Source organism: Vibrio porteresiae DSM 19223 (assembly GCF_024347055.1).
In the GTDB taxonomy this organism is placed as follows: Bacteria; Pseudomonadota; Gammaproteobacteria; order Enterobacterales; family Vibrionaceae; genus Vibrio; species Vibrio porteresiae.
Window position 1 is genome coordinate 3371711 of sequence record NZ_AP024895.1, and the last position, 22694, is coordinate 3394404.

At 44.9% G+C, this 22694-nt stretch carries 19 protein-coding genes; 13 read left to right on the forward strand and 6 right to left on the reverse strand.

Going from position 1 to position 22694, the window contains the following annotated elements; genetic code table 11:
• Nucleotides 1-217 precede the first annotated feature (217 nt).
• The 3 genes from OCV11_RS15435 (at nt 218) to metF (ending at nt 4978) form a co-directional block, all read left to right on the forward strand.
• The gene (locus OCV11_RS15435) at nt 218-1384 is read left to right on the forward strand and encodes an O-succinylhomoserine (thiol)-lyase (protein WP_261893923.1); all 1167 of its coding nucleotides are present in this window, start codon (nt 218-220) and stop codon (nt 1382-1384) included.
• A complete protein-coding gene (locus tag OCV11_RS15440; RefSeq protein ID WP_261893924.1) occupies nt 1384-3795 on the forward strand; it encodes a bifunctional aspartate kinase/homoserine dehydrogenase II in 2412 nt (803 codons plus the stop codon). Before OCV11_RS15435 ends, OCV11_RS15440 begins: the two co-directional genes overlap by 1 nt.
• Nucleotides 3796-4084: 289 nt before the next feature.
• Nucleotides 4085-4978 carry a methylenetetrahydrofolate reductase gene (gene metF, locus OCV11_RS15445; protein ID WP_261893925.1) on the forward strand — a complete coding sequence of 298 codons (894 nt, stop codon included), beginning with the start codon at nt 4085-4087 and terminating at the stop codon, nt 4976-4978.
• Between the two features lie 79 nt (nt 4979-5057).
• On the opposite strand, the gene zapB is transcribed toward metF, so the two are convergent.
• Nucleotides 5058-5300 carry a cell division protein ZapB gene (gene zapB / locus OCV11_RS15450; protein ID WP_261896318.1) on the reverse strand — a complete coding sequence of 81 codons (243 nt, stop codon included), beginning with the start codon at nt 5298-5300 and terminating at the stop codon, nt 5058-5060.
• Nucleotides 5301-5619: 319 nt separating this feature from the next.
• Here zapB and glpX point away from each other — a divergent pair, with 319 nt between their 5' ends.
• Nucleotides 5620-6627 (forward strand): class II fructose-bisphosphatase, encoded by a 1008-nt coding sequence (glpX, locus tag OCV11_RS15455; RefSeq protein WP_261893926.1) that lies wholly within the window; start codon nt 5620-5622, stop codon nt 6625-6627.
• A gap of 57 nt (nt 6628-6684) precedes the next feature.
• Here glpX and pfkA read toward each other — a convergent pair whose 3' ends face one another.
• The 3 genes from pfkA to OCV11_RS15470 all read right to left on the reverse strand — a co-directional run bounded on the left by pfkA (nt 6685) and on the right by OCV11_RS15470 (nt 9503).
• Complete coding sequence (gene pfkA / locus OCV11_RS15460; RefSeq protein WP_261893927.1) at nt 6685-7647, reverse strand: 6-phosphofructokinase; 963 nt, start codon at nt 7645-7647, stop codon at nt 6685-6687.
• A 234-nt stretch (nt 7648-7881) separates the two neighbouring features.
• A complete protein-coding gene (fieF, locus tag OCV11_RS15465; RefSeq protein WP_261896319.1) occupies nt 7882-8799 on the reverse strand; it encodes a CDF family cation-efflux transporter FieF in 918 nt (305 codons plus the stop codon).
• Between the two features lie 167 nt (nt 8800-8966).
• Complete coding sequence (locus OCV11_RS15470) at nt 8967-9503, reverse strand: CpxP family protein (protein WP_261893928.1); 537 nt, start codon at nt 9501-9503, stop codon at nt 8967-8969.
• Nucleotides 9504-9686: 183 nt separating this feature from the next.
• On the opposite strand from OCV11_RS15470, the gene OCV11_RS15475 reads away from it, so the two are divergent.
• The 4 genes from OCV11_RS15475 (at nt 9687) to trmL (ending at nt 13090) form a co-directional block, all read left to right on the forward strand.
• Nucleotides 9687-10373, forward strand: a complete 687-nt coding sequence (locus OCV11_RS15475) for a response regulator (RefSeq protein ID WP_261893929.1) — start codon at nt 9687-9689, stop codon at nt 10371-10373.
• On the forward strand, nt 10373-11761 hold the full coding sequence (gene cpxA, locus OCV11_RS15480; protein ID WP_261893930.1) for an envelope stress sensor histidine kinase CpxA: 1389 nt from the start codon (nt 10373-10375) through the stop codon (nt 11759-11761). Before OCV11_RS15475 ends, cpxA begins: the two co-directional genes overlap by 1 nt.
• 74 nt (nt 11762-11835) lie before the next feature.
• Nucleotides 11836-12447 (forward strand): superoxide dismutase, encoded by a 612-nt coding sequence (locus tag OCV11_RS15485; RefSeq protein WP_261893931.1) that lies wholly within the window; start codon nt 11836-11838, stop codon nt 12445-12447.
• A 166-nt stretch (nt 12448-12613) separates the two neighbouring features.
• The gene (gene trmL / locus OCV11_RS15490) at nt 12614-13090 is read left to right on the forward strand and encodes a tRNA (uridine(34)/cytosine(34)/5-carboxymethylaminomethyluridine(34)-2'-O)-methyltransferase TrmL (RefSeq protein ID WP_261893932.1); all 477 of its coding nucleotides are present in this window, start codon (nt 12614-12616) and stop codon (nt 13088-13090) included.
• A 61-nt stretch (nt 13091-13151) separates the two neighbouring features.
• On the opposite strand, the gene OCV11_RS15495 is transcribed toward trmL, so the two are convergent.
• Nucleotides 13152-13625: an FxsA family protein gene (locus tag OCV11_RS15495; protein ID WP_261893933.1), complete on the reverse strand. Its 474-nt coding sequence runs from the start codon at nt 13623-13625 to the stop codon at nt 13152-13154.
• Nucleotides 13626-13826: 201 nt separating this feature from the next.
• On the opposite strand from OCV11_RS15495, the gene OCV11_RS15500 reads away from it, so the two are divergent.
• From OCV11_RS15500 to OCV11_RS15515, 4 genes are all read left to right on the forward strand, one after another.
• Nucleotides 13827-15740 carry a sensor domain-containing diguanylate cyclase gene (locus OCV11_RS15500; RefSeq protein ID WP_261893934.1) on the forward strand — a complete coding sequence of 638 codons (1914 nt, stop codon included), beginning with the start codon at nt 13827-13829 and terminating at the stop codon, nt 15738-15740.
• A 175-nt stretch (nt 15741-15915) separates the two neighbouring features.
• Nucleotides 15916-17367, forward strand: coding sequence for an aspartate ammonia-lyase (gene aspA / locus OCV11_RS15505; RefSeq protein WP_261893935.1), 1452 nt, complete (start codon nt 15916-15918; stop codon nt 17365-17367).
• A 162-nt stretch (nt 17368-17529) separates the two neighbouring features.
• Nucleotides 17530-19326, forward strand: coding sequence for a protein-disulfide reductase DsbD (locus OCV11_RS15510; RefSeq protein ID WP_261893936.1), 1797 nt, complete (start codon nt 17530-17532; stop codon nt 19324-19326).
• Nucleotides 19327-19479: 153 nt separating this feature from the next.
• The gene (locus tag OCV11_RS15515) at nt 19480-20109 is read left to right on the forward strand and encodes a response regulator transcription factor (RefSeq protein WP_261896320.1); all 630 of its coding nucleotides are present in this window, start codon (nt 19480-19482) and stop codon (nt 20107-20109) included.
• Here the strand turns inward: OCV11_RS15515 and OCV11_RS15520 are convergent.
• Entirely contained in the window at nt 20106-21875 is a 1770-nt protein-coding gene (locus OCV11_RS15520; protein WP_261893937.1) for a potassium/proton antiporter, read from the reverse strand. The genes OCV11_RS15515 and OCV11_RS15520 overlap by 4 nt on opposite strands.
• A 552-nt stretch (nt 21876-22427) precedes the next feature.
• Here OCV11_RS15520 and OCV11_RS15525 point away from each other — a divergent pair.
• A complete protein-coding gene (locus OCV11_RS15525; protein WP_261893938.1) occupies nt 22428-22694 on the forward strand; it encodes a DUF4212 domain-containing protein in 267 nt (88 codons plus the stop codon).

The following is a 22694-nucleotide window of genomic DNA, read 5'->3' on the forward strand; positions in this document are numbered from 1 at the left end:
CCTTCGTTAAAATTATTTCGGTAAGGAATATCAAAGACCCCAATTTTAGCGGGATTTACTGCCATAAGCAAAGACATATAGACGTCTAGAAGTGTTGACGTCTTCTTTTTTGATAAGTAAAGTGTGATGTTATGCATCACTCATCAGTCCCAGAGACATTTTGTCGGGGCTACAATGGATGCCCAAAATTCAGAGTCACACAGGAAAGGAAACACTTATGACCACGCGCAAACCAGCGACCATTGCGGTTCGTACCGGTATTGAATCAGACACTCAATATCATGCTGTTGTTCCACCCATTTACCTCTCAACCAACTATGGTTTTCCTGCGTTTGGTGAAGTGCCAAAATATGACTACACCCGCTCTGGTAACCCTAACCGTAACTTGCTTGAACAAGCGCTGTCTGATCTAGAGTGTGGCGTTGGTGCAACCATTACAAACTGCGGTACATCCGCTCTGAACCTTTGGGTCTCTGCACTAATTGGTCCACAAGACCTTATTATTGCTCCTCATGACTGCTACGGTGGTACGTATCGCCTCTTCAACACTCGCTCACAAAAAGGCGATTTCAAAGTGTTGTTTGTCGATCAATCTAACGAAGCTGAGTTTGCTAAAGCACTTGCACAAAAACCAAAATTAATTTTGCTAGAAACTCCATCTAACCCATTAGTCCGCGTAGTTGATATTGCTAAGGTATGTGAACAAGCCCATGCTATTGGTGCTCTAGTTGCCGTTGATAACACATTCCTGACTCCTGTTTATCAAAAACCTCTGACTCTTGGTGCTGATTTTGTTATCCACTCAACCACCAAATACATCAATGGTCACTCAGATGTCATCGGTGGCGTAGTCATCAGTAAAGAGAAAGAACACGCTGAAAAAATTGCATGGTGGGGCAACTGTATTGGTGCGACCGGTACACCATTTGATAGCTACATGACTCTGCGTGGTCTGCGCACTCTTCCTGCACGTATGCGTCAACACGAAGAGAGCTCAAAACAGATTCTTGCTTACCTTCTAACTCAAGAATTGGTCAAAGTTGTCTACCACCCTAGCCTACCAAACCACCCAGGTCACGATATTGCGAAGAAACAGCAGTCGGGCTTTGGTTCTATGCTAAGTTTTGAGCTAAATGGCAGCTACGAACAACTTAAAGTCTTCGTGAGCTCACTACAACTGTTCTCGCTTGCCGAATCTTTAGGTGGTGTAGAAAGCCTTATCTGTCACCCTGCGACCATGACTCACCGCGCTATGGGTGAAAAAGCACTGGCTGAAGCGGGTGTTTCTCAACTGTTACTGCGCGTTTCAGTGGGTTTGGAAGATGCGGAAGACTTGATCGCCGATTTAGACCAAGCCTTTAGCAAAGCTAAGGAGATTCGTTAATGACTACACAACGCCAGTTGCATAAATTTGGTGGTAGTAGCCTGGCGAACGCTGAGTGTTATCAGCGCGTTGCTCATATATTGAAGGAATATTCCAAGGACAACGACTTAGTCGTTGTCTCTGCGGCAGGGAAAACCACAAACCGTCTGATTACCTTTGTTGATGCATTGAGTAAAGACGGCCGTGTGGCTCACGAAACATTACAGTCACTGCGTCAGTATCAAGCTGACCTTATCACCGGACTCTTAGAAGGTGAACAAGCGGATACTCTGCTCACTCAGCTTGCAGCAGAAATTAGCGATCTGGGAGAAATCGCTGCCCCTATTAGCGTCGCTCAACGAGCTGCTATTCTAGGACATGGTGAAGTGTGGTCGTCTCGCCTTCTTGCTGCCCTATTGAATCAGCATCGCATGCCTGCGATGGCGATTGATGCGCGAACTTTCCTACGCGCAGAATCAGGAACGCAACCAGAAGTCGATCGCGCAGCATCATACCCATTGTTGCAAACGGTATTGACTCAGCACGCTCAACAGCGTCTCATCATTACCGGCTTCATGGCGCAAAATAACGCGGGCGATACTGTGTTGCTCGGACGTAATGGTTCTGACTATTCAGCAACCATTATCGGTGCCCTGTCGGATGTGGCGAAAGTGACTATCTGGAGTGACGTTGCTGGGGTCTACAGCGCTGACCCACGAATCGTCTCCGATGCCTGCTTATTACCACTGCTTCGTCTCGATGAAGCCAATGAATTGGCTCGCCTTGCAGCTCCTGTGTTACACAGTCGTACATTGCAACCGGTCGCCCAGAGCACTACCGAACTGCACTTACGCTGTAGCTATCAACCAGAAGCTGGCTCAACTCGCATTGAACGTATCTTAGCTTCTGGGCGTGGGGCCAAAATCATCACCTCGCTTGATGATGTGATGCTAATTGAGCTGACTTTTTCGCAAAATCATCCATTTGATCGCATCAAAAATGAAGTGTTAGAACGTCTCAAACGCGTTCAATTGGAACCATTAGCTTTCGAAGCGCAAGCGGATCAATTCCTGTTGCGTCTGGCTTACACAAGTGAAATCGTTACTGGTGCTTTAGCTTATCTGCAAGATAGCGCTATTGAAGCTGAACTGAGACTCAAAGAGGGTTATTGCCTAGTTGCGGCGGTCGGCGCTGGGGCATCGATTAACGCCAACCATTGCTTTGGTTTCTATCAACAAATCAAAGGTGAACCCGTTGAGTTCATCTCAGAAACCGATTCAGGGTTAAGTTTGGTAGCTGTTCTACGTCAAACCGATCTCAACTCACTCGTGATAGGTCTTCATACCCAATTATTCCAAGCTCATAAGCGCATTGCTTTAGCACTTTGCGGTAAGGGCAACATTGGCTCTAGCTGGTTAAAACTGTTTGCCAAAGAGAAAGAAGAGCTAGAAAAACGCCGCGGAATGGCCTTTGAGTTAGTCGCGGTAGTGGACAGTCAAACCTATCTGTTTAATGAGCAGGGTCTTGATGCCAATACCGTACTCAAAAATTACGCCAATGAAGCTGTCGCCAATAATGGTAACGAATGGGTAAAACGTCTCAGCAATCTCGAAGATTACGATGATGTGATTATCCTTGATGTCACCGCTAGCGAAACTTTAGCACTGCAATATCTAGAGTTTGCTGAACTGGGGATGCACCTCATCTCGGCAAACAAGGTGGCAGGTTCTGCACCAAGTGAGTACTACAATCAGGTGCAAGAAGCCTTCTCGAAAATCAGTCGCCACTGGCTGTACAACGCCACGGTAGGCGCAGGCTTGCCAATTAACCACACAGTGCGTGATTTGCGTGAAAGTGGTGATGAGATCGTGGCTCTATCGGGGATTTTCTCCGGCACACTTTCTTGGCTATTCCAGCAATACGATGGCACGGTTCCGTTTAGTGAACTGGTTGACCTAGCGTGGCAACAAGGACTTACTGAACCTGACCCTCGCAATGATCTGGATGGCTCGGATGTCATGCGTAAATTGGTGATTTTGGCTCGTGAATCTGGACTCGATATTGAACCAGAAAGCGTGAAAGTTGAATCATTGGTTCCTGAAGAGTTAGCAGATCTCTCTTTGGATGACTTCCTCGATCAAAGTGACCTACTCAATAAACGTTTAGCTGAACGTCTCGCAAAAGCGCAACGCGAAGGCAAAGTACTGCGTTATGTGGCAAGACTAGAAAAAAATGGCAAAGCAACTGTAGGTGTAGAGGCGCTTGAGAAAGAGCATCCATTGGCTAACTTGCTTCCATGTGACAACATCTTCGCCATCGAGAGTAAATGGTACAAGGATAACCCATTAGTGATCCGCGGCCCTGGTGCTGGACGAGAAGTCACAGCGGGTGCGATTCAATCGGATCTAAACCGCCTGTCTAGTTTCCTCTAATCTCCTTCAAGCCTGCGTCTAACCATGCAGGCTTTTCTTTCTGCCCATTTTATCCTTTATCAATCCCCTTAACTCTGTGACCTCTGATATCTCATCACTTGCCAAGTACTGCTACATTATTTAAGGTTATTGTGACTATTTTTCATCTACCACATGAAAAACATTCATGTTTAGGCTGTTGACTTTAACAGCAATTCACCACATTATTTGGACATATAGACGTCTAAACGGCGAAACAAATTAACGAGAATAGCTTCGTATTGTGGCGACAGGTCACAGGGAGAAAATTATGGGATACACGCATGCCAGCCACATCGATGCTCTGAATCAAAACATTGCAGAGCTATCGGATAACATCAATGTTTCATTTGAGTTTTTTCCGCCAAGTAACGAAAAGATGGAAGAAACATTGTGGAACTCTGTGCATCGTTTAAAAACATTACGTCCCCAATTTGTTTCCGTTACCTATGGTGCGAACTCCGGTGAGCGTGACCGTACCCACTCGATCATTAAAGAGATCAAAGATCAAACGGGTCTCGTTGCCGCGCCACACTTAACCTGTATCGATGCAACTCGTGATGAGCTAATTCAAATCGCCGATGACTATTGGAACAACGACATTCGCAATATCGTTGCGCTGCGCGGTGATATTCCAGCAGGCGGTGGTCGCCCTGATATGTACGCATCTGATTTAGTGGAACTGCTTAAATCTCGCCATGACTTTGATATTTCAGTTGCAGCATTTCCTGAAGTCCACCCAGAAGCGAAAAGTGCTCAGGCGGATCTTTTAAATCTACGTCGCAAAGTCGATGCTGGCGCTAACCGCGCAATTACTCAGTTTTTCTTTGATGTAGAAAGTTACTTACGTTTTCGTGACCGCTGCTTATCAGCAGGCATTGATGTCGAAATCGTACCGGGAATTTTGCCAGTTTCGAACTTTAAACAAGCGTCGCGTTTTGCAGCGCAAAACAACGTCAAAGTCCCAAGCTGGATGGCAAAACAATTTGAAGGTTTGGATGATGATCCAACCACTCGCCAACTTGTTGGAGCTAGCCAAGCAATCGATATGGTCCGCATTCTTTGTCGTGAAGGCGTGAAAGATTTCCACTTCTACACGCTTAACCGTGCTGAAATGACTTATGCGCTATGTCATACCTTAGGTGTGCGCCCTAGCGTGGCCTAATTGATTGGTTGCAGAGTTGATCAATAAAAAAGCGCCAAACTTTGGCGCTTTTTTCGATCTCAATGCAGTGCGGTAGAACTTACTCTACGTCTTCCATTTTACCTAGCAGGCTACGGATGCGTTCTTGCCATGCATCGTGCTCTTTCTGCACTTGCTCTGCTTTTTGTTGCATCGCTTCGCAATTGGCTTTTAGTTCAGTGGTTTCTTGTTCAAGCTTCTGTTTATCATCTTTTAGCTCTTCCACTTCCATTTGTAGCAGTGCGATAGTGTCTACCGCAGTTTGAATTTTTGCTTCCAGTTGCTCTAGTACTTCAAAAGACATGTTGCTTACCCTTTCGTATTCGGATGGCGTGACACCGTCTGTCACCAAATTTCTCCCATTCTACTCAGCCAAACGCAGATAGACACTCTCTATATTCGAGATTTTGCATTATTCGGTTAAAAAAAAGGCGCAAATTGACACTAAGTTAACTTAGTCTGTCGCGAGTTGGTTTTTCATGGCGGTTTTTCAACCATAACAAGGATTTCCAACTCACATTTGATCGAGTGCAAAACTCTGATCGTCCAAACAGCAAACGTTTCCCTATTAATATGTTAGAATTCGCCGATAAATTGTCCGTAAATTTTGGTTTGGAGTAGACATGAAACGCGAATTGGCGATGGCTTTTTCTCGAGTCACCGAAGGTGCCGCTTTGGCAGGATATAAATGGCTTGGTCGTGGAGACAAGAACGCAGCAGATGGCGCTGCAGTGGAAGTAATGCGCACCTTGCTCAACAAAACTGAAATTGCGGGTGAGATTGTCATCGGCGAAGGTGAAATCGATGAAGCACCAATGCTTTACATCGGCGAACAAGTGGGTTGTGGCGGTGATGCTGTCGATATCGCAGTGGATCCTATCGAAGGCACTCGTATGACAGCGATGGGGCAATCGAACGCTCTTGCTGTTCTTGCTGCGGGCGAAAAAGGCAGTTTCTTAAAAGCGCCTGACATGTACATGGAAAAATTGGTAGTCGGTCCTGAAGCGAAAGGTTGTATTGATCTAAACAAACCATTGGTGGAAAACCTGAACAATGTGGCCACCGCTCTTGGTAAACCACTTTCCGAATTGGTTGTGATTACTCTCGCTAAACCTCGTCACGATAAAGTGATCGCTGAGATGCAACAGATGGGTGTACGAGTTTTTGCAGTGCCTGACGGTGACGTAGCCGCATCAATCCTAACGTGCATGCCAGACAGTGAAGTCGATATGATGTACTGCATCGGTGGAGCACCTGAAGGTGTGGTATCTGCAGCGGTGATTCGCGCACTCGATGGTGATATGCAAGGTCGCTTGCTACCTCGTCACCAAGTGAAAGGCGAAACAGAAGACAACCGCATCTGGGGCGCAAAAGAGCTAAAACGTTGTGCTGAAATGGGCGTAGAAGCGAATAAGGTTCTCCCACTGGAAGAGATGGTTCGCACTGACAACGTTATCTTCGCAGCGACTGGCATCACCAAAGGCGATCTCCTCGATGGGATTACCCGCAAAGGTAACATTGCAACCACAGAGACATTATTAATTCGTGGTCGTTGCCGTACCATTCGCCGTATCAAGTCGATTCACTATTTAGAACGTAAAGACCCTGACGTACGTGAAATCATTCTCTAGTAGACATAAAAAAGACCGCGAAATTCGCGGTCTTTACTTTTGGATTCACAAAATGGATTAAAACAACTCTTCAGCCACTTTGTAGAGATCTTTACGTACTGGACGACGCATGTTTTCAATCGCATCGATGATGTCATGGTGAACAAGTTGTTCTTTCTGAATACCAACACAACGACCACCTTGACCTTCAAGAAGAAGGTGAACGGCGTAGTTACCCATGCGAGATGCTAGGATACGGTCGAATGCCGTTGGAACACCACCACGTTGGATGTGACCAAGAACGGTTGCGCGAGTTTCACGACCCGTTGCTGCTTCGATTTCTTTAGCCAGTTTGTTAGCATCCATCATCAGTTCAGTTAGCGCGATGATAGCGTGCTTTTTACCTTTCTTGATACCGTCTTGGATATTAGAAATAAGCTGCTCTTTGTCCAAACCAGTTTCAGGAGAAATGATGTATTCACAACCACCAGCAACTGCAGCCATCAGAGTTAAGTCACCACAGTGACGCCCCATGATTTCTACGATAGAGATACGTTGGTGTGAAGAAGAAGTATCACGTAAGCGGTCGATCGCTTCGATAACAGTGTTCAGTGCAGTGTAGTAACCGATGGTGTAATCAGTGCCTGCGATATCGTTGTCGATAGTGCCAGGAAGACCGATACATGGGTAACCCATTTCAGTCAGTTTTTTAGCGCCCATGTATGAACCGTCACCGCCGATAACCACTAGCGCATCAATACCATGTTTTTTCAGGTTATCGATCGCTTTTGCACGTACAGATTCTTCTTTAAATTCTGGGAAACGAGCAGAACCTAGGAAAGTACCACCACGGTTGATCACATCAGAAACACTTGAACGATCAAGTTTTTCAATACGGTCTTCATAAAGACCTAGATAACCGTCATAGACACCATACACTTCTAGGTCTGCACCAAGAGCTGTACGAACCACGCCGCGTATCGCAGCATTCATGCCAGGTGCGTCGCCGCCGCTGGTCAAAACCCCGATCTTTTTAATCATGCTCACCCTCTATATTTTGGGAACCCATTAATTTATTTTTACGCTATGAGACAACAAGTTACCCCACAGCTAAATCTTTTTATTATTCTTGTATGTTACCTGTACTAAACAGGATTACTACCGTTATTTGCTTATTTACGGCAAGTTTTCTTAATGGTTGAGAGTATGCCACTCTCACCATCTCGTTGCGTTGATTCATGTCAGAATAGTCGTTTTCTCTTCATCAAATCACGACTAAATATCATACACACTTTGCGCTTTTTGCTTTCTTTCTGGCCCAAAAATCACCGAATAAGGATCTTGGTGAATCAACACATCTGCGCCAGGAAATGCCTTACGCAATTTGGCCTCTACAATATCAGAAAGATTGTGAGCATCAATAAGTGGCATCTTATCTTCCAGTTCAAGATGCAGTTGAATAAAGCGAATTGGACCAGACATGCGAGTACGCAATTGATGCACGCCCATGATCCCTCTTACCGACATGGCAATTTCCAAGATCCTCTTATTTTCTTCTTCGGGTAAGGAGCGATCAAGCAAGGTTTGAATCGCTTCATGAACCATACGAACGGCACTGTAGAGGATATAAATCCCGATACCAACAGCGAAAATAGCATCCGCTTGAGAAAAGCCAAGCCAGCTTAATCCCAACGCAATGGTAATCGCAACGTTCATGTAAAGGTCGGTCTGGTAGTGCAGTGAGTCAGCCGCTATCGCTTGGCTAGAGGTTCTTTTGACGACATGACGCTGGAAGGTCACCAGCATGAGGGTCACAACAATCGCAAACAAGCTCACATACACACCGAGCTCGGGAGCGTTCAGTGCTTGAGGACGGAAATAGCGGTCAATACCATTTAGAATCAAAAAGACAGCAGAACCAGAAATGAACATGGCTTGGGCTAATGCGGCAAGCGATTCGGCTTTACCATGACCAAAGGTATGCTCTTTGTCAGCAGGCTGTAATGAGTATTTAAGAACAACCAGATTCACTATCGAGGCGGCAATATCAATCATCGAATCGATCAACGATGCCAATAAACTGACTGACCCAGTTAACCACCAGATCACCAATTTCACCACCAAGAGCAAGCCAGCAACGCAAGTGGCAAGCCAAGCTGCGGTCGTAACGAGACGTTCGTATTCTTTTTTCATCATGATGTTCCAACTAACACAATGAATTAATTATACAAAACACCAGAGATTTGTTCGAATAATGTTCTGTTATTTCTGCTGTACAAAAGCTTGGCCAGCCATTTGTTGCTTCGCATAAACCATAAAATAAAAAAAGCAGCCGAAGCTGCTTTGTAAGCGAGATGAGATTATGGTTGCTCTGGCATAGGCATCTCATCACGTGGACCGTGTTCACCATCTGGACGACCTTTTGGTCCATGACCTTTCATAGGTCCTTGCATACATTGAGACATGCGATATTTTTGCAGTAACTCAAATTGGCTTTTCTGCTCAGGAGTCAAGATGGCCATCAAATCATGGCGTTGTTGCATCATTTCTACGCGACGTTGAACCTGCAAATTCACCAATTTTTGCGCCAATTGGGTCGCTTTAGCTTGGTCAAAATCTTTCGCTAGCACAATAGATTGCTCTTCTTCATGAAGTGCTTTCATCTCTTCACGCATCGCTTTATGTTCTTTCTGATGAAGCTCTTTTAGCTTCTCAGTTTGCTGTTTTGATAGATTCAGCTGTTGCAGAATGCTTTGCTCTCCATCAGGACCGCAACCACCTTGTGGTGCACGATCCCCTTTGGGCCCCTGTGGACCACCGGCTGCAAATGCACCGGAGGCTGCCATGGTCAGAGGAAGTACCACTGTGGCTAACAGAACTTTTTTTGCCATATTCATTTGCTCATCCTTCAATTCTTCAAACCTAAAAAGCTGTATGACAGCGCTCCATTTGAGAATACTGGTCTGGCAGTCAAACGACGTATAGCAGGAGTAAATCAACGTAAAGAGTGATATTCTCAGTAATTTATCGTTCCAACCCACGGTAAAATGTAATCAAGTTTTCATTCAAGTGAGATGGTTATGGCGCATATATTAGTCATTGATGACGACGTAGAATTAACAGGTTTGCTCAAAGAAGTGTTGAGTTATGAAGGCTTTATGGTTTCAGAAGCCAACGATGGCGAAGCCGGTCTAGCGGCGGTTAATGACTCAGTCGATCTTATTTTGCTCGATGTGATGATGCCACGTCTTAACGGCATGGAAACACTGAAAAAGCTGCGTGAACATTGGTCAACACCAGTGTTAATGCTGACGGCGAAAGGAGAAGAGATCGATCGCGTTATCGGCTTAGAGCTCGGTGCCGACGACTACCTGCCAAAACCATTTAGTGATCGTGAATTGCTCGCACGTATTCGTGCTATTTTGCGTCGCACTCAACCGCAGCACACACAAAAAGCTTCCGACATGCTTGAGTGTCAGGACATCCAAATTTACCCAGGCAAACAAGAAGCATACTGCCAGGGCGTACTACTTGATCTTACGACCACTGAATTTGCTCTACTGAGCCATTTTGTTCAGCATCCAGGTCAAACGCTAACAAAAGAAACCTTAAGTCTTGATGTTCTGGGTAAACATCTTGCCGCATTCGATCGCGCGATTGATATGCACGTATCGAACTTACGCAAAAAATTACCTGAACGCGATGATGGAAAATCTCGCATTAAAACCTTACGTGGACGTGGTTACCTGATGGTGTTGGAGGATTAATGACGCTGCCAAAGCTGAATAGTTTATACGGCCGTATTTTTGCTATTTTTTGGCTTACCCTAGCGATCATTGTCGTTGGTGTGGTGATTTTCCCGAATATGGATCCCCGGAAAACTCGTCACATCCCTCCTGAAATGTTCCAGCATATGATCGATTCTCGCGATATGCTGATGGGACGTTTTAGCGATATCGACGACCTCAACTGGATTTTGCATCAGTTACGAGAAAAGCCCGGCCCCAATGGACCACGTGATAAACATCGTCCTGACTTTTTTATTACTACCTTAGACGGCAATATTCTCTCTCCGAAAATTCGTCCTGAATTTAAATATCGCGCCTTGAAAAACTTCACATCCAGTGCCGAGTTTTCTGAGAAGCCGCAGCAAAAAGCCTATGGTAAGTATCAAATTGCAGGCCCCTTTCCTATCATCCTCGCTCAGCAACAGCTCCTATTGTTTGTTGGTGTTGATTTTGATGGTCCACCGCCTTTTTTGATGCAATTGTTTGATCATCCCCTACAACTGTTGTTACTGGTCATGATTGTCAGTACGCCATTTTTACTCTGGCTTGCGTGGGCATTAAGCCAGCCAGCCCAGCGTTTTGCAAAAGCAGCTGACCGAGTGGCGAAAGGTAACTTTGTGGTTGATCCCGAACTAGAAAAAGGACCATCAGAATTTCGCTCCGCAGGACATAGCTTCAACCAAATGGTTGGGGCGGTTAACTCGATGATTTCTGGTCAGCAACGTCTACTCTCTGATATTTCCCATGAGTTACGCTCTCCACTTACACGTTTACGGATGGCAACGGGTTTAGCGACCAGAAAACAGGGCGCAAGCGTGGAATTGGAACGTATCGACACAGAGGCGCAGCGTCTTGAACAGATGATCGGTGAGCTTCTAGAGCTATCGCGTATGCAAACCGATAGCCACATGAGCCGAGAAGTTCAACCACTGAGCAGCTTATGGGAAGAGTTGTTAAGCGATGCGCAATTTGAAGCCGAACAGCTGCACAAAACCTTGCGCTATGACGACATTCCGAATGTCCGTATTTCTGGCAATCCCAAATTATTAATGAGTGCCTTAGAGAACGTCGTTCGTAATGCCATTAAATATGGCAAAGATGTGGTTGATGTAGCGTTTGAGGTCAATCAACAAGAGCTATGTGTCACGGTTAAAGATAATGGTGAAGGTGTCCCCGACTCCGAGTTAGACCAAATCTTTCGTCCTTTTTATCGTGTCTCGACAGCGCGCGACCGCTCTACAGGCGGAACAGGATTGGGTTTAGCGATTACAGAAAGTGCGATTCGTCAGCACAGTGGTTCGATAAAAGCGAGTCGCAGTGAACTAGGCGGACTGCAAGTTCAGTTCACTTTACCTATCGAAGGTTAAAAACCACACAAAGATCAAGTTGATAATGAGAATGATTAGCAATAACATAATCCTACTCAAAAGGAGGATACGTTATGGCTCACACATTCCCAGAATTACCTTACGCATACGATGCACTTGAACCGTACATTGATGCTAAAACCATGGAAGTACACTACAGCAAACACCATCGTACTTATTTCGATAAATTCATTGCTGCAGTAAAAGGGACTGAATACGAAAATCAATCTATTGAAGCGATCTTCAGCCAGATCTCTTCATTAGCACCGGCCATTCGTAACAATGGTGGCGGTTACTTCAACCACATCGTTTATTGGAATTGCATGAGTCCAAACGGTGGTGGTGAACCTAAAGGGGCACTGGCTGAAGCAATCAATAAGAAATACGGCAGTTTTGCTGCATTCCAAGATGCCTTTGCTCAAGCTGCCATCAATACATTCGGTTCTGGTTTTGCTTGGCTGATTGTCAAAGAGGGTGAGATTGAAATTACGTCCACCAGCAACCAAGACAACCCATTGATGGATGTTGCTCAAGTTAAAGGTGAACCTATCCTCGCTCTGGATGTTTGGGAACACGCTTACTACATCAGCTACCAAAACCGTCGCCCAGAGTACATCAATGCTTGGTGGAATGTGGTCGATTGGGATGCGGTCGCACAAAATTATCAACACGCTATCTCTGCGTAATTGATCGATTTATGGCTACTAAGCTCAACAGTAGCCATATTCTCTTCTACCGCCTTCTTTAACTCAATCCAATACAAAAATGGACCCGTTGATTGAGTTCTGAATCCTGCACCTTGAGGTCATTTGGGTATATACTCCGTGTCCTGAATTAAGAAGGATGTGGATTATGTTTGAAATTGCGCTGTACGAACCTGAAATCGCCCCTAATACGGGTAACATTATTCGCCTATGTGCGAACTGTGGAGCGACCCTTCACTTAATCGAGCCATTAGGTTTTGATTTGGAAGAGAAGAAAGTTCGTCGTGCAGGATTGGATTACCATGACCTTACTCGCGTAACCCGCCATAAAAACTACCAAGCATTTCTTGATTTTCTTGCGACTGAACGCGAGCAATACCGTATTTTTGCCTGTACAACCAAAACCACTGGTCATCACATTGATCCTCAATATCAAGAGGGTGATATTTTGCTGTTTGGCCCTGAAACTCGCGGTTTACCAAAAGAAGTGATTGATAGCATGCCAATGGAACAACGAATTCGTATTCCAATGATGCCTGATGCTCGCAGCCTCAATTTATCCAACTCGGTCGCTATCATCGCATATGAAGTCTGGCGTCAGTTAGGTTTTAACGGCGGGTTATAAAGCGCTCTTAATTTGGTTCATTTGCAAAGCGCCATCCTCTGGATGGCGCTTTTCATTTTGATTAACGCAAACGGTGATCATCATCATTTTTGCGTTCAAACTCCCCATCAAAAGTTCTACCCTCTTGAGAGGAGTGCTCAAAAGGACCCCGTTGTGATGAGTGAAAACCACCCATGGTAGTCAGCGTCATTTTGCTCATCAAATACTGTGCGACTTTTGCTCTTGGCGCTGGGAGCAATAAAATCATCCCTGTACAGTCAGTCAAAAAGCCAGGGGTTAACAAGAGAAGTCCTGCCACAACCAAAACTACACCTTCAAATATCTGTTGAGCGGGTAATTCACCTTGCTGCAAGCGCTGTTGCACACTCAATAACGTTTGAATCCCTTGGCTGCGGACTAACGAGGCACCAACAAAAGCCGTTAATAGCACTAGTCCTATTGTGGGCCATAAACCTAACACACCACCGACCTGAATAAACAAGCTGATTTCGATAATAGGAACTGCAATAAACAGCAATAAAATGATTGGGAACACAATGCCTCCTTAGTTAACGAGTCCACCATAACGACTAACCTCTCTTGGTGCAATCTCGGTAAGGCAAGTAATAAGTGATCAGCTATCGCAATCTTTAGACTCATTGTGTGTTCTCATCATCAGACAACGAAAACAACATGGCAAAAAATAGGACGCTGGACTAGCCTTTAAATAGGATAATAATAATCAATAAATAGCATAATGAAACGTGTTAGACGCACCCTTATAAGAGCAACGTTGCTGTGGTTGGCGCTTTCCGTCATACCGCTTGCTTACTTCTTTTATTTGTCGACAACGGCACACCATTTCTTGCTCAAAGGATTAGAGCAACGTGGTGAGCAATTTTTGTCGTACGTCGATACCCAAGCAAATCGTACTACCAACCAAATCAAGCAAACGTTTGACGAATTAAGTCACTCTGAGCTGCTGTTGGATTTTGCCAAAGAGCCCAGCGCTCGATTGAAACACTATCTGATTAATCAATGGTATGTCACTTCGTATAACTCAACACTGTTTTATCAATTACGTTATCTAGATAAAGTGGGTAATGAATTGATTCGCGTTGATTATACACAGAGTAGCCCTTTCCCATTTATCGTCCCTGATAGCCAACTTCAGGCCAAAGGTCACCGTGATTATTTTCGTTATGCTCAGCAACTTAAACCTGGTGAGGAAGGACTATTTGGTATCGATTTAGAATATGAACATGAGAAGCCAGTCATTCCATATAAACCGGGATTACGCCTCATCATGCCTGTCGATAGCCCTTCTGAGCGGCTGGGTTATTTTATTGCCAATTTGGATGTATTAGCCGTCATTCGTCAAATGACACACAATACCCAAAATTTGGCGGTAGATTTCGTTGATAACGATGGCTTTTACATTATTAGTAGCGCCCCATCTAAGCTGTTTGGTGATCTGATCTTTGAAAGAGCATCGAATAATTTGCCCAGCGATAATCCGGAATTATGGAAAAAGATCAAGGAACAGCCTAATCGCCAGGGCACATTTTTCAGTAATAATGACGGGCTTTTTATCTATCAGCCCTTTGTCAATTCGCTCTTCACCAATTCAGGGACGCTGAATCTCGTTACCAGTTACCCCGGAGCATACGTCATGGCAATGTTCCATGAACGTGACAATATCATTCGCTCTGATGCGATCGTTATCTGGTTATTGCTCGGGCTCTTTTCAATCGTTTTTGCGCTGTATTGGGAAACCTATCGCCAGATAAAAATGGATCGAACCTATGCCGAATATGCCATAGAAAATGGCATGGCGATTGTGTTAACCGATCAAAACCACACTATTTTACGTGCTAACAATCAATTTGCCGATTTAGTCGGTATCTCCCCTGCGCGCTTATTAGGACAAAACCTACTCTATTTCCAACCAACAAAAGAGAAACAAGCCCTTATTACCGAAGCCTTGAGTAACACTAATGAGTGGCAAGGAGAATTTGTCCTTAAATCGCCCAATGGCGATGAAATGATATGCCAAACCATCATTAAAACTCTGTTCAACAAAATTAAACGCGTTCAATATTACGTCTACTCCTTTGCGGATATCTCTGAGCATCATAATGAAATAATGGAGCTGAAAGAAAAAAGTGAGCGCGACCCAACCACCTCACTTTGGAATAAGAAAAAGTTTGAACAGACGCTGACCTATAATTCACGGTTAAGACAGCGCTATCCCGACCAACCAAACAGTTGCTTAGCGGTACTTGATATTGATTCATTTAAGTCCATTAACGATTCTTTGGGTCACGCTGTCGGTGACGAGGTCATTCTATATGTTGCAATTCAGCTTAAGTCGTTGATGCGTGATACCGATTTTATTGCACGTATTGGTGGGGACGAATTTGCCGTCATCATTCAACACAGCAATTTAGATCACGCGGCAAAACTGATGAACCGCATTCGAGTCTCTATTGCCAGCTGGCCAAAACACAATGTCAGCATCAGTGTGGGCATCGCACAATTGACCGAAGACCCACTAGTCACCTTTAGTAATGCAGACCAAGCACTGTATCGTTCTAAACGTAAAGGCAAAAACTGCGTTTCTATTCATGGAGTTGAGAAGCTGAGCCTAGTGGAAAACCGTAATCTGTAAATCAAACTTTCCACTATTGAAAAAAGTGATCCGTCTACTTATTTTCGTCTTCCAGTTAAAGTATGATTCGCCACGGAAGTCAGGACGAACTCCCCGCAATAATTAAGAAGGGATTCTAGAGACAGAAATGGCTCTTGGTACGGATTTTATCAGCATCATTCTCAAAGGATCCTTTATGGCAACCCTAACTAGCACTCCAGAAGCGGTTAAGAAAACCGTTCGTCTTGAAGAAGACTTACTGGGTCAACGTGAAGTACCGGCAGACGCTTATTACGGTATTCACACTGTACGTGCAATTGAAAACTTCAATATTTCTAAAGTCACTATTTCCGACGTTCCAGAGTTTGTTCGCGGCATGGTAATGACCAAAAAAGCGGCAGCATTAGCAAACAAGGAATTAGGTGTACTACCTAAAGATATCGCAAATTACATTATCCAAGCGTGTGATGTGATGCTTCAAACTGGCAAATGCATGGACCAATTCCCTTCGGATGTATTCCAAGGTGGTGCAGGTACGTCAGTTAACATGAACACTAACGAAGTTATTGCCAACTTGGCACTTGAGTTAATGGGCAAAGAAAAGGGTCAATATGAATTTATTAACCCAAACGATCACGTTAACCGCAGCCAATCCACAAACTGTGCATACCCAACAGGTTTCCGTATTGCGGTATATAACAGTGTGCAAAAACTGATTGAGTCTATTGAATACCTAAAAGCCGCTTTTGACCTAAAAAGCCAAGAGTTCACAGGCATTCTAAAAATGGGTCGTACCCAGTTGCAAGATGCAGTTCCAATGACTGTAGGCCAAGAGTTCCATGCTTGGTCTGTAACAATTAACGAAGAGATCCGTGCACTGCAATACACGTCCAAATTACTGCTTGAAGTGAACTTGGGTGCAACAGCAATCGGGACTGGTTTGAACACAGCACCTGGTTACCAACAGCTTGCGGTTAAACACCTAGCAGAAGTAACTGGCCTTGAAGTGGTTCCTGCTGAAGACTTGATCGAAGCAACCTCTGACTGTGGTGCTTACGTGATGACTCACGGCGCACTAAAACGCCTAGCAGTAAAACTGTCTAAAATCTGTAATGACCTACGTCTGCTCTCTTCTGGCCCTCGTGCAGGTTTGAATGAAATCAACTTGCCAGAGCTGCAAGCGGGTTCTTCAATCATGCCAGCTAAAGTAAACCCTGTTGTTCCAGAAGTGGTTAACCAAGTGTGCTTTAAAGTACTAGGTAACGACAACACCGTTTCTTTCGCGGCAGAAGGCGGCCAATTACAGTTAAACGTAATGGAACCTGTTATCGCACAAAGTATGTTTGAGTCTATCGAACTGCTTTCTAATGCGTGTGTAAACCTACGCGACAAATGTGTTGATGGCATCACCGTTAACAAAGAAGTGTGTGAAGGTTACGTCTACAACTCTATCGGTATCGTTACTTATCTAAACCCATACATCGGTCACCACCAAGGCGACATCGTAGGTAAGATCTGTGCTGAAACAGGTAAGAGTGTACGTGAAGTGGTTCTTGAACGCGGTCTGCTGACTGCAGAAGAGCTAGATGACATCTTCTCTCCAGAGAACTTGATGCGTCCACAGTACAAAGCAAAACGCTACGAATAAGTACGATTTGTTCAAGAAAACCTCCTTCGGGAGGTTTTTTTATTGTCCTAAGATACTTATTTGACACCCATCCTCTGGACAAATGTTATTCCTTAAGTGCAACTCTTTGCGCTATGATTCATTCAACTGATTTGAAATAACCTATTGATATAGTGACCTGTCATGACAACGATTCGCCTACTCTCCTCTTGGATTATTCTACTCACCTGTTTTAATGCGTGGGGAGCGTTTGGCAACCAATCTTCATTCAGCCTCCCGACTCAACAAGAGAGTTTTGTCACTGTCGACGAGGCGTTCAATTTCAGTAGTTATCAGCAAGGAAATCAGCTGTATCTCGACTGGCAAATTAAGCCTGGCTATTACCTCTACCAAGAGCGCATGTCGATAACCGCAGATAAGGTCACACTCGGTCAATATGAGATGCCGACAGCCACTCCTCATCATGATGAATTTTTTGGTGAAGTCCATATTTACACAACACCGACTTCTCTCTCCGTACCTCTTAGCGATTACCAAGCGGGCGCCACGATCACCGTTAGCTACCAAGGTTGTGCCGAAGCGGGATTTTGCTATCCCCCTGAAACTCGTCATATTAAGATTGCGTCATTTAGTGCAGCGCCATCAGCTACAGTTTCACCCGCTGCAGCCCCTAAGATGGGCAGCAAAACGAACACTTCATCGTCCACCAGCTCATTATCTCTAGCCCAACAATTGGCTACCCACTGGTGGGCACCATTACTGTTTATTTTGTTTGGGATCGGCATGGCGTTTACCCCTTGTGTATTGCCCATGTACCCTATTTTGACCAGCTTGGTATTAGGGCAAAAATCGCTTTCACCAGGTAAAACATTGGCACTTAGCCTTATTTATGTTCAAGGCATGGCTCTGACTTATACCGTGCTTGGACTGATCGTTGCTAGTGCCGGCGTGCAGTTCCAAGCAGCACTACAACAACCTGTAGTGCTGATTACTCTGAGTGTGTTGTTCTTACTTTTAGCGGCTTCCATGTTTGGTCTGTTCACCTTACAACTTCCCAGCAGTTTACAAACCAAACTTACCCAATGGAGCAATCAACAACAAAGCGGTCATGCCCTTGGTGTGTTTGTGATGGGGGCGATTTCCGGCTTGGTTTGCTCTCCTTGCACCACAGCTCCGCTTTCTGGCGCGCTACTCTATGTTGCTCAATCAGGCGATCTAGTCACCGGAGCCATTACGCTTTACGCACTCTCAATTGGGATGGGGATTCCACTTATTCTTGCGGCAATGTTTGGACAACGCCTATTGCCTAAAGCGGGATTGTGGATGAATCACGTCAAAACCCTATTTGGTTTTATTCTACTTGCGGCCCCGATTTTTCTTCTCGAACGCATCATTCCAGAAACCTACGTTACGCTCCTTTGGTCACTACTCGGCCTAATTAGCTTTGCTTGGGTCTATCATGTATTAAGACAAGTGAATGTGGTTCGTTGGTATCACAGCTTACTTACGTTAGTTGCCATATTGGGCTGCTTCTTTTCTGCGCAAGGGCTTTGGCAGTGGTGGCAAGGAGATAACATCGCCTCGCAACAGAACTCAGTTGCAGCACAAACTCCATCCTTGCCCTTTACCGCCATTACTAACCTTGATGAGCTAAATCAGCAGCTCAGCTGGGCTAAGCAACAGGGCAAGCCAGTGATGCTCGATTTCTACGCTGATTGGTGTGTCGCTTGCAAAGAGTTTGAAAAATACTCCTTTAGCACTCCCTTAATTCGCCAACACTTAAGCAACTTTGTGTTACTGCAAATCGATGTCACCGCGAATACTCCAGACCATATTGCTGTGATGAAGAAGATGAATGTCTTGGGGCTCCCCACCATTGATTTTTGGAATGCACAAGGAGACCTGCAAAACGCTGCGCGCGTTACCGGATTTATGGAAGCGCCACAATTTAATCAGCATCTTTCTCAATTTGAGCTTTAATGTTAAGAAATGAAGTGCGACAGCCTCCACTATAATCAATCAAGCTCATAGCAAAAACCGGATAGAGTTCAGACTTTTAGCGACAGTACATTGTTGAAAGCAACAAACACGCACATACTTTAATTAACTAAATTGCTAAAAGTGTGTAACGTGATGGAGTCTAACTACACCATAATCATCGCTGATGATCATCCACTGTTTCGCAATGCCTTATTCCAATCTGTGCATATGGCTATCAGTGGTGCGAACCTACTGGAAACCGACTCTCTAAATGCTCTATTAGAGCTTTTGGAAAAAGAGCCGGACGTTGATCTGCTGCTACTTGACCTAAAAATGCCAGGTGCTAACGGCATGTCAGGCCTTATCCAATTACGCGCCGACTACCCCGATTTGCCGATCGTCGTGATTTCCGCCAGTGAAGAATCGTCAGTCGTGACCCAAGTAAAACATTATGGTGCTTTCGGGTTTATTCCAAAATCCAGCGATATGCGCACTCTGATTTCCGCCCTAAACCAAGTATTGGACGGCGAACCCTATTTTCCACAAGGATTGGTGAACGACACCATCCCGACTAATGACCTGGCTGAACGTATCGCCGCATTAACACCGCAACAATATAAAGTGCTGGGAATGCTCTCGGATGGTCTATTGAACAAGCAAATTGCTTATGAATTGAATGTGTCTGAAGCGACGATTAAGGCACATATGACCGCTATTTTCCGCAAACTTGGCGTTAAAAATCGGACTCAAGCGGTCATACTGCTTAAAGAAATGAACGATTAGTTAGTCACCACATCATCGGCAGCAACATCACTCTCTTGCTCTTCCTCTTCAGGAGGAAGACGCAAACCTACGCGAGTCACTTGCCAATCAACCACATCAGCGACAATCCACTGCAGGCCTTGCCATTCGAAATGGTCGCCAAGAACTGGCGTGGTACCCAGATGCTGCATGACCAAATCTTGCAACGTCATGTCGACATTGAACTCACCTAAGTCCAAACCATAGGTCAGTGCCACATCGTTCAGTTTGGCTTTTACATCCAAGAAGAAGTCACCGAAGAAACGGGCTAACGATGCTTTTTCTGGCGCCTCACTAAATAGGTGACTCAAGGCTTCCAAATCTTTCTCTTGAGCAAGCACACATAAGGTGTCACCTTCTTCTAACTTGGTACTACCAGAAGGGTGCATTAAAGTGTCATCACGAAATACTGCCGCAATACGCGTGCCATCTGGCATGAAAAGATTACGCAGCGGCTCACCGATACACCATTTATCCGATTTCAGTTTGTAGATGAACAGCTCCCATTCACTGGTCGGGTAAATTTCCACACCAGTGCGAGAAATTGGCTCGGGTTTTGGTGGTAGCTCCACTTTCGCTAAGCTCATCGCTTTCGTTAATGTACCGCCTTGCACAATCAGCGACACCATAACCACGAAGAAAGCTAAGTTGAAGTAGAGTTGAGAATTAGGCAATCCCGCCATCATAGGGAAAACCGCTAAGATAATCGGTACGGCACCACGTAGACCCACCCAAGAGATAAACCATTTCTCACGTGAACTAAAACTGCGAAATGGCAGCAAACCAATCCATACCGACAGAGGACGAGCTAACACGATCATACCGATTGCCAGCGCCAAGCCTGGTACCGCGATATCAAGCAGATTACTTGGCGTGACCAACATCCCTAACACCAAGAACATGCCGATTTGGCTTAGCCATGTCATACCATCAAGCACGTTGAGAATACTATGGCGACTGCGAGTTGGACGATTACCCAATAACAGGCCAACCAAATAGATAGATAAGATGCCACTGCCACCCAGAGCGTTAGACAGTGCAAACATGATAAGGCCGCCGCTAAGGGTTAAGATCGAATAAAGGCCTTCAGGTAATGAACTACGGTTGATCACCCACCATAAAATCCAGCCACCAGCCAGCCCCATAAAAGCACCGACACCAAATTGCTTAATGAAACTCAAAGCAAAAAATCCAGCACTCATATCGGCAGACGAATGCGCCAATACCGCAATGAAGGTAACCGTTAAGAATACCGCCATCGGATCGTTAGTACCGGATTCAATTTCTAGAGTCGCCCCCACCCTTTCATTGAGGCTACGCCCTTTCAATAAAGAGAAAACCGAAGCTGCATCAGTCGAGCCCACAATAGCGCCGACCAATAAACCCTGTAGTAAACTCAGGTCAAACAACCACATGGCCAATAGACCAGTGATAAAAGTCGTGATTGCAACACCAATCGTAGCGAGAGAGACAGAAGGCCAAAATGCCACGCGAAAGCTAGCAACTCGAGTTCGCATACCACCATCAAGCAAAATAATGGCAAGCGCTAAGTTACTCACAAGATAAGCAGTGGAATAGCTATCAAATTGGATACCACCTGGACCATCCTCACCCGCCAACATGCCCACAAGCAAAAACAGTAACAGGATAGGAATACCCAATTTTGAAGACACAGGGCTTAGCATGACGCTCAACGCAATCAGCAATGCACCGATTAAAAAAAAGCTATTGATGGTAATAGCGTCCACTTTCTCTCCTTCCAACTGATAATGCGGTAAAACTGGTATTTTTTTAAATAATTAAGGCTGAGCTTTATCTATGCAAGCATGTTGCACATTTGTACATCTCGACTTTAACACACTGAATGAGGCTTTAGAGATTAGATTACCCTGTTTTATCCCCACCCTTATGTCAATATTTCCCTAAGATGATCAAATTCGCATCTAATGAGATTTTTCCTCTCGTTTGAGCATGTCCGACACGAGATCTCTTTACCACGCCAAAGCCGAACACATATGCGATCAGTTTCTTTTTAAGTGTATCGTGGATTTACTAAACCGTCGGCTTATTGACCGATTCCATTTCTCATTATGCGGAAAAAGTCATTATACCTTTGGCTATGTTAACACTTAATTAACAAGATCACTGTCTCACTTTTCTCTCCAAACCCTTAGAAAGGCACTCATATTCTGCTTTGGTCCACGACTAAAGTTGCACAGATAGTGGCTTTCTTCACTGCTAACATCAATGCGTAACATTATGTTAACAACCAACTTAGGACAATACTTAAGGAGAAGGCCATGTCATTTGAGTCAAGTGAACAAGCACAAGCCTATTGGAAAGAGAACCTTACCTTGATGGGGACACTGCTTGCAGTGTGGTTTTTGGTTTCTTACGGCGCTGGCATCCTGTTTGTTGACAACCTCAACGCTATCCAGTTTGGCGGTTTCAAACTGGGCTTTTGGTTTGCTCAGCAGGGATCGATCTACACCTTTGTCGCCTTAATTTTTATCTACGTGGCCCGAATGAACGCACTAGATAAGAAGTACAACGTACACGAAGATTAA

Bases quoted from the DNA above. Each gene is read 5' to 3' on its own strand.
- fieF (WP_261896319.1), bottom strand. From the start codon at position 8,799: ATGAAAAAAGAATACGAACGTCTCGTTACGACCGCAGCTTGGCTTGCC.
- cpxA (WP_261893930.1), top strand. From the start codon at position 10,373: ATGACGCTGCCAAAGCTGAATAGTTTATACGGCCGTATTTTTGCTATT.
- zapB (WP_261896318.1), bottom strand. From the start codon at position 5,300: ATGTCTTTTGAAGTACTAGAGCAACTGGAAGCAAAAATTCAAACTGCG.
- OCV11_RS15525 (WP_261893938.1), top strand. From the start codon at position 22,428: ATGTCATTTGAGTCAAGTGAACAAGCACAAGCCTATTGGAAAGAGAAC.
- metF (WP_261893925.1), top strand. From the start codon at position 4,085: ATGGGATACACGCATGCCAGCCACATCGATGCTCTGAATCAAAACATT.
- OCV11_RS15435 (WP_261893923.1), top strand. From the start codon at position 218: ATGACCACGCGCAAACCAGCGACCATTGCGGTTCGTACCGGTATTGAA.
- aspA (WP_261893935.1), top strand. From the start codon at position 15,916: ATGGCAACCCTAACTAGCACTCCAGAAGCGGTTAAGAAAACCGTTCGT.
- trmL (WP_261893932.1), top strand. From the start codon at position 12,614: ATGTTTGAAATTGCGCTGTACGAACCTGAAATCGCCCCTAATACGGGT.
- OCV11_RS15515 (WP_261896320.1), top strand. From the start codon at position 19,480: ATGGAGTCTAACTACACCATAATCATCGCTGATGATCATCCACTGTTT.
- glpX (WP_261893926.1), top strand. From the start codon at position 5,620: ATGAAACGCGAATTGGCGATGGCTTTTTCTCGAGTCACCGAAGGTGCC.
- OCV11_RS15440 (WP_261893924.1), top strand. From the start codon at position 1,384: ATGACTACACAACGCCAGTTGCATAAATTTGGTGGTAGTAGCCTGGCG.
- OCV11_RS15500 (WP_261893934.1), top strand. From the start codon at position 13,827: ATGAAACGTGTTAGACGCACCCTTATAAGAGCAACGTTGCTGTGGTTG.
- OCV11_RS15470 (WP_261893928.1), bottom strand. From the start codon at position 9,503: ATGAATATGGCAAAAAAAGTTCTGTTAGCCACAGTGGTACTTCCTCTG.
- OCV11_RS15475 (WP_261893929.1), top strand. From the start codon at position 9,687: ATGGCGCATATATTAGTCATTGATGACGACGTAGAATTAACAGGTTTG.
- pfkA (WP_261893927.1), bottom strand. From the start codon at position 7,647: ATGATTAAAAAGATCGGGGTTTTGACCAGCGGCGGCGACGCACCTGGC.
- OCV11_RS15485 (WP_261893931.1), top strand. From the start codon at position 11,836: ATGGCTCACACATTCCCAGAATTACCTTACGCATACGATGCACTTGAA.
- OCV11_RS15510 (WP_261893936.1), top strand. From the start codon at position 17,530: ATGACAACGATTCGCCTACTCTCCTCTTGGATTATTCTACTCACCTGT.